3 protein-coding genes are annotated in these 5462 nt (G+C 50.3%); all 3 read right to left on the bottom strand.

Going from position 1 to position 5462, the window contains the following annotated elements; translation table 11 throughout:
• Nucleotides 1-68 precede the first annotated feature (68 nt).
• Nucleotides 69-2171: a CZB domain-containing protein gene (locus KOO62_06925; GenBank protein ID MBU8933725.1), complete on the bottom strand. Its 2103-nt coding sequence runs from the start codon at nt 2169-2171 to the stop codon at nt 69-71.
• Between the two features lie 71 nt (nt 2172-2242).
• On the bottom strand, nt 2243-3727 hold the full coding sequence (locus KOO62_06920; GenBank protein ID MBU8933724.1) for a hypothetical protein: 1485 nt from the start codon (nt 3725-3727) through the stop codon (nt 2243-2245).
• Nucleotides 3728-3879: 152 nt separating this feature from the next.
• The coding region (locus KOO62_06915; GenBank protein ID MBU8933723.1) for a PAS domain S-box protein at nt 3880-5462 on the bottom strand (1583 nt) is incomplete at its 5' end.

The raw sequence follows: 5462 nt of genomic DNA, 5'->3' as shown, positions 1-5462 counted from the left end.
CTTCGAATCCAGAACTGGATGCCGGATCAAGTCCGGCATGACAAACCTACAACATCCATACCACTCGTTTACGCTTCTTGTTCAACCTTGAACCGAGCGACCATTTGCTGCATGCCTTCCGCCTGACGGTTTAGCTCTTCCGCTGCCGTCGCTGACTGTTCGGCTCCGGTGGCCGACTCTCTGGCGATTGAGGCTACGTTCTCAATGTTCTTGGAAATCTGCTCAGCAGCTGAAGACTGTTCCTCAGAGGCGGTAGCCATCTGCTGAATCTGGTCCATAACGCTTTGCGACATATTGACGATTTCAGTCAGGCTGTTGCCTGCCTTGTCGGCCAGTTCCCGACCTTGATCGACTTCCTGAACACCTGTTTCCATCGAACCAACGGCTTCTTCGGTCCCCTGCTGGATACCTTTAATCATACCGGTAATCTCACCGGTCGCCTTGCCCGTGCGCTCGGCCAGTTTTCTGACCTCATCAGCTACGACGGCAAAGCCGCGTCCCTGCTCTCCGGCGCGAGCCGCTTCGATAGCGGCATTAAGAGCCAGGAGGTTGGTCTGGTCGGCGATGTCGTCAATCACGCTGATGATCTCACCTATCTGATCGGCGGACGTGGCCAGTTTAGCGATAGACTCGGCTGATTCACGAACGACATCAGCGATGCGCTGCATGCCCTGGATCGTCTCGTTGACAATCTGTCCACCATTGGTGGCGTTGTCAGAGGCAGCTTTGGCGCCTTCGGTAGCGTCACCAGCATTCCTGGCGGATTCTACGATGGTGGCAGTCATCTCTTCAACCGCCGTCGAGACCTGGGTTACCTGATCTGTCTGATCCTTGGCACCGCGGGACATCTGCTCTGACGAGGAGGCTACTTCTGTAGCAGCTGAGACGAGTTGAGTCGAGTTGTCACCCATCTGGCGCACCATCGTGGTGAGATTGTCTGTCATCTTCGCGAGCGAAGCACCGATCTTATCCTTGGCCCCGAGAGTATCCTCGATGGCTCCAACCAGCACACCGATCTCATCCTTCGAATCTATGTTAAGGCTCTCTATCTCAGATTGAGAGATTTCCTGCGTCAGGTCATTATTTGCAATGGAATCGACGACACCGACAAACTGATCAAACTCCTCATTCATTTGCTGGGTCAGCCCTACAACCTTGTCTACAGGTTTGGTGATACCCCGGGTGATAATCCAGGCTGCAACAAGACCGATGACGACGGCGATCAGGGACAGAATCAACATGATACTAATCGATGAATTGATCGTTGTGTTGGTCTCGGCCGTGGCTGTCTCAGACTGGTTAGCGAAATGTTCTTTAAGAGCGACCAGATGCTTCTGCGTTTCAGTCACGGCGGCTTTGGTTTCGTTGTCGAAAGTAGCCTTCGCAATTGCCTGCTTCTCCTCCGTCTCGTTAATCCAGGAATAGGTCTGATGGTAAATCTTCTCAAGTTTTGTCAGGATGGGCAGGGTCTCTTCATGATATATCTTCTGAGCTTCGTTCCAATCGCCGGCTTTCTGCATCAGGACCATCTTCTGAGCCGATTCATGCAGGTGCTTGTGTGGCTCCTCCCACTGTTTCAGCAGCTCTCCAAACTCCGGATCGTCAGCCTGGTAAGAATAATACCAATGGCCGAACGCACACTTGTGTGGGTCCAGCCCGCCGTTGAACGTGGTTTCGGTCAGATTAGAGTTGGCCACATGCTTGACCCAGTTGAGGTGATCTATCCAACGTTCACCCAGTAGCGACTTCAACTCTATATCGAAGTCGACATACTCTTCACCGATTTTGATCGCCGAGGCGTGTAATCGGTGATGCGGCTCAGCCATCTGGTCCAGAATCGCGGCTAATTCCGGATCATTGGCCTTCATGGCCCGTACTTCATCCGAATACATCCATTTGCCAAGGCCGCACTTGTGGTCGTCTGTCTGGACGGTAACTTCGGTGACTTCGTCATTCACGAACAGATCCGAAAGACTCGCCATCCACTTAAGGTGGTCAACTTCCTTTTCAATACTGAAAGCCTGATTGGCGCAGGATTGCTGGGCGATTGTAGTCTGTCCGTCGATGCTATTGAAGCTGGTGTAGTTGTAGATACTGACTACTGCCAGCAGAGCCAAAACGACGCCGAAACCCATACTGAGTTTCATGCCGATTTTCAGGTTCTTGAACATGTTAACTCCCTCCCTAAAACGGTTCTTAATGTGTCAATTCATCATTCCAGTTATAGTTAGCTTTCAAGTCGCTAAAACACGACCTGGAATCTAGCCACAAACTCATTATTCGCAACTGACGTACTTTCCTCGGTGTTGATCTGGTAGTTCAGTTGAAGTTTAGTGTACTTGCTATCGACAAACAGATTAGTACCAAATGTAATCCGATTTATTCTATTGTCATTAACGTCGAGGTCCGCATCGTATTGTTCGTAACGTGCCAATAGCTGAATCTTCGGCAATATGGTCCACGATGTTGGGATTGAATGTCCGGCCAGCATGTACCAGCCAGCTTTTTTCTGACCTCCTATCTTCGATCGGATATACTCGAAGGAGACAGTTTCGCGCCACCAGACCCACTTCAGGGTGGCACCAATGGCGTCAATGTTCTGTGCGGCCGATCCGAGCTCGTTGGTCTTGCCTACAATGAGATTGGGCGCAACGGTGAACATATCCGCCAACATGAATTCCGATCTTAAGGCAAAATTCTTGTGATTGTTGCCATCGGATGTATTGATACCAGCACCATTGTACAGACCCATAGTAGCCTTGACACCAAACATTCTGGATGGCTTAGCTCTGAAGCTGATATTGGCACCAATGTCGATACCGGTTCCGAGGCTCTTTGCCATCGACCCGTTCACGAATGGAGACGCGGCCGGCGAGGACAGGAATTCAGAGCCAAAAGGCGGCTTAAGCTGTCCCATTGAGAATGACCAGTTCTTCACCGGTGAGAACGTCAGATACCCGAGGATCAGTTTTGGAGCTGTAGCAAATTCGCCGTGTATAACCACGTTGGCATATTGATTGATCGATCCCTGGAACATCAGACGAGCCATCTTGGACTGAAATGACGATGTCTCGTCCTCACCTCCCTGGTGGTAGTAGTGCTGGTGCACAATCCCGCCAAGTGAAATATCTCCGTGCCCGATAGATGCCGAGTTGTTGGTGGTACCAGTCTTGCTCGAAGAATTGCCCTCAAGGGAAGTCTGTAGTTCGTCTAATCGATTGGACAGTTCAGCCAATTTCGGATCGGCTTCAGGAGACACATAGAAACCTTCGTCATCCAGTGAGGCATACTGCGCTCTGGTCTCACCAACTTCTGTGCGTAGCAGACCCAGTTCAGACCTGAGGAATGCAATATCCTCAGCGACTGCCAGCAGGTCTGATTCAGACACTGCTACTTCGGTCTTGGCTGTCTTCAGCTGCTGGACTTCGCTTTGCAACACTTTCACATTCAGAGCCAACTCGATCAGCATAGCCTCGTTTTCGGCTCCGGCGCTTCCCGACGGAACGCCCTTCATCTCCTGCCGCAAGTCGGCGATTTCCTGTTTGCGTAACTCGGCTTCTTGTTTGACCATCGATTGCAGGTTGAGTTCGATCTTGTCAATTGCCTTAAGCAGCGCATCGAAATCCTGCGCGGTCGCAGTGTTTGAGGCGCCAGCGACGAGCAACAACACCATGCTGATCACCAGTCCCAAGCCAAGTTTTTTCCCGATTTTGAAAATTTTAAACATACACTCTCCCCCTCTAGTAAATCTATTGTTTAGAACTCAATAATTACTCTTTATTGATTTGATCGGAGATTATGGGACTGACTGGAGGGAGTATTCCCGGACATCTTCTTGATATAGAGTATATCCGGTGGAATCAGTCTGGCTCGGGAGAACTACTTGCTTTTGACTGCCTGCAAGTGGGAGACAAGATTGGTTTTGGTACCGGCAATACCCAGTTTACGGCGGATTTTCTTACGTTGCTGTTCGACTGTCCCCTCAGAGGTGCAGAAGACACCGGCAATCTGTTTGGATGTCCACCCCTGTCTGACCATGTTGCATATCTCGAATTCGCGTGGTGATAGATTGGTGTGCGACTCCTCCAGTTTTCCGATAGTTGGCTCCAAAAGGTCACCCAGTGCCCTTCTCAGGAGGCCAGCAAGATGCTCATCATCGCCGCTGAGCCTATCCGTGATAATCTGCAGCAGCGGTTGTACGATACGGTTCACGTTGGATTGTAGCAGTTGTTCGGTTTCCTGCTTCTGTGTTTCGATCTGCCCCAGCACCTCCTTGAGAGCGACGTTCTTGCTTTCCAACATGCTTCGCTCGGCTGCAAGGACTTCGTTGGTTTTATGAAGTTGCTCCTCGGCTCGTTTTCGTGCGGTGATGTCCAGAGAAAAACCTATGATACCAATAATATTGCCCGCGGAATCTCGGTACGGAATCTTGTCGGTCTGAACCCAGTAGGTGTCATCACCTGCGACCAACGGCTCTACGATGTTTCTCTTGGGCACTCCGGAGTTTATGACCTCAAGATCATCCTGCCAGTAACGTTCAGCATTCTCCGGAAAAGTCTCAAATGCTGTCTTGCCCTCGATTTGTTCTCTGGGAAGGCCAGCGGTGTCGACCAATCCCTGGTTTACTCGGATGAATCGATTTTCCTTGTCCTTGTAGAAAATGAGAGCTGGGACTGAATTGAATATGATATCAAGCTCTTCCTTCTGCCTTTCCTGCATCTCCTCGGCCTGTTTGCGCTCAGTGATATCACGACCATTGACCACGAACCCTCTAGTTGAATTGTCAGAGCCAAGATACGGGTCATAAGTGATTTCCATGAACCGTTTCCCGAGAATCGGGAAGTCAAACCAGTCCTGATAGCGGACTTCAATACCCTGCAGGCACTTCTCAGCATTTGGTCGAATTACTGTTTCAAAAATCGTGTCGCCGAAGACATCAGGCACTGTTCTGCCAACAAGTTCTCTATTGGTCTTACCAAAGGCCTCCGCGTATTTCTCATTGACGGCTAGGTAGACGAAGTTCTTGTCCAGAAGGGCCAGCATATCGTTGGAGCTGGAGACAATACACTTGTATTGCCACATATGCTCTTCCGCTTCCATGTGCCTGGTGATATTCGTGAAGCACTCAATGATCCCAATCAATACACCGGCGTCATCTCTGAGAGCGGTGGCCGAGACTATGTAGGTCAGCCTGGAACCGTCAGGACTTTCTTTTTCGACCTCAAACTCGATCAAGTCCTTACCGTTGATGATTCGTTTCAGCGGACAGTTGTCAGTACCACAGGACTTGCTCGGAAAACATTCACGGCACTTCTGACCGATAGCTTCATCTCTGCTCATTCCGATCATTTCGCAGAATCGATCATTGACATGTTTGGTGCGATATTGGGTGTCGATTATTATCATCCCATTGGCGGTCGAATTGAAGATTCGCTCCCACTGGGCGGAGTTGAACCGGTTTG

Source organism: Candidatus Zixiibacteriota bacterium (assembly GCA_019038695.1).
Lineage (GTDB): Bacteria > Zixibacteria > MSB-5A5 > GN15 > FEB-12 > B120-G9.
This window is presented reverse-complemented; position numbering and strand designations above follow the sequence as displayed.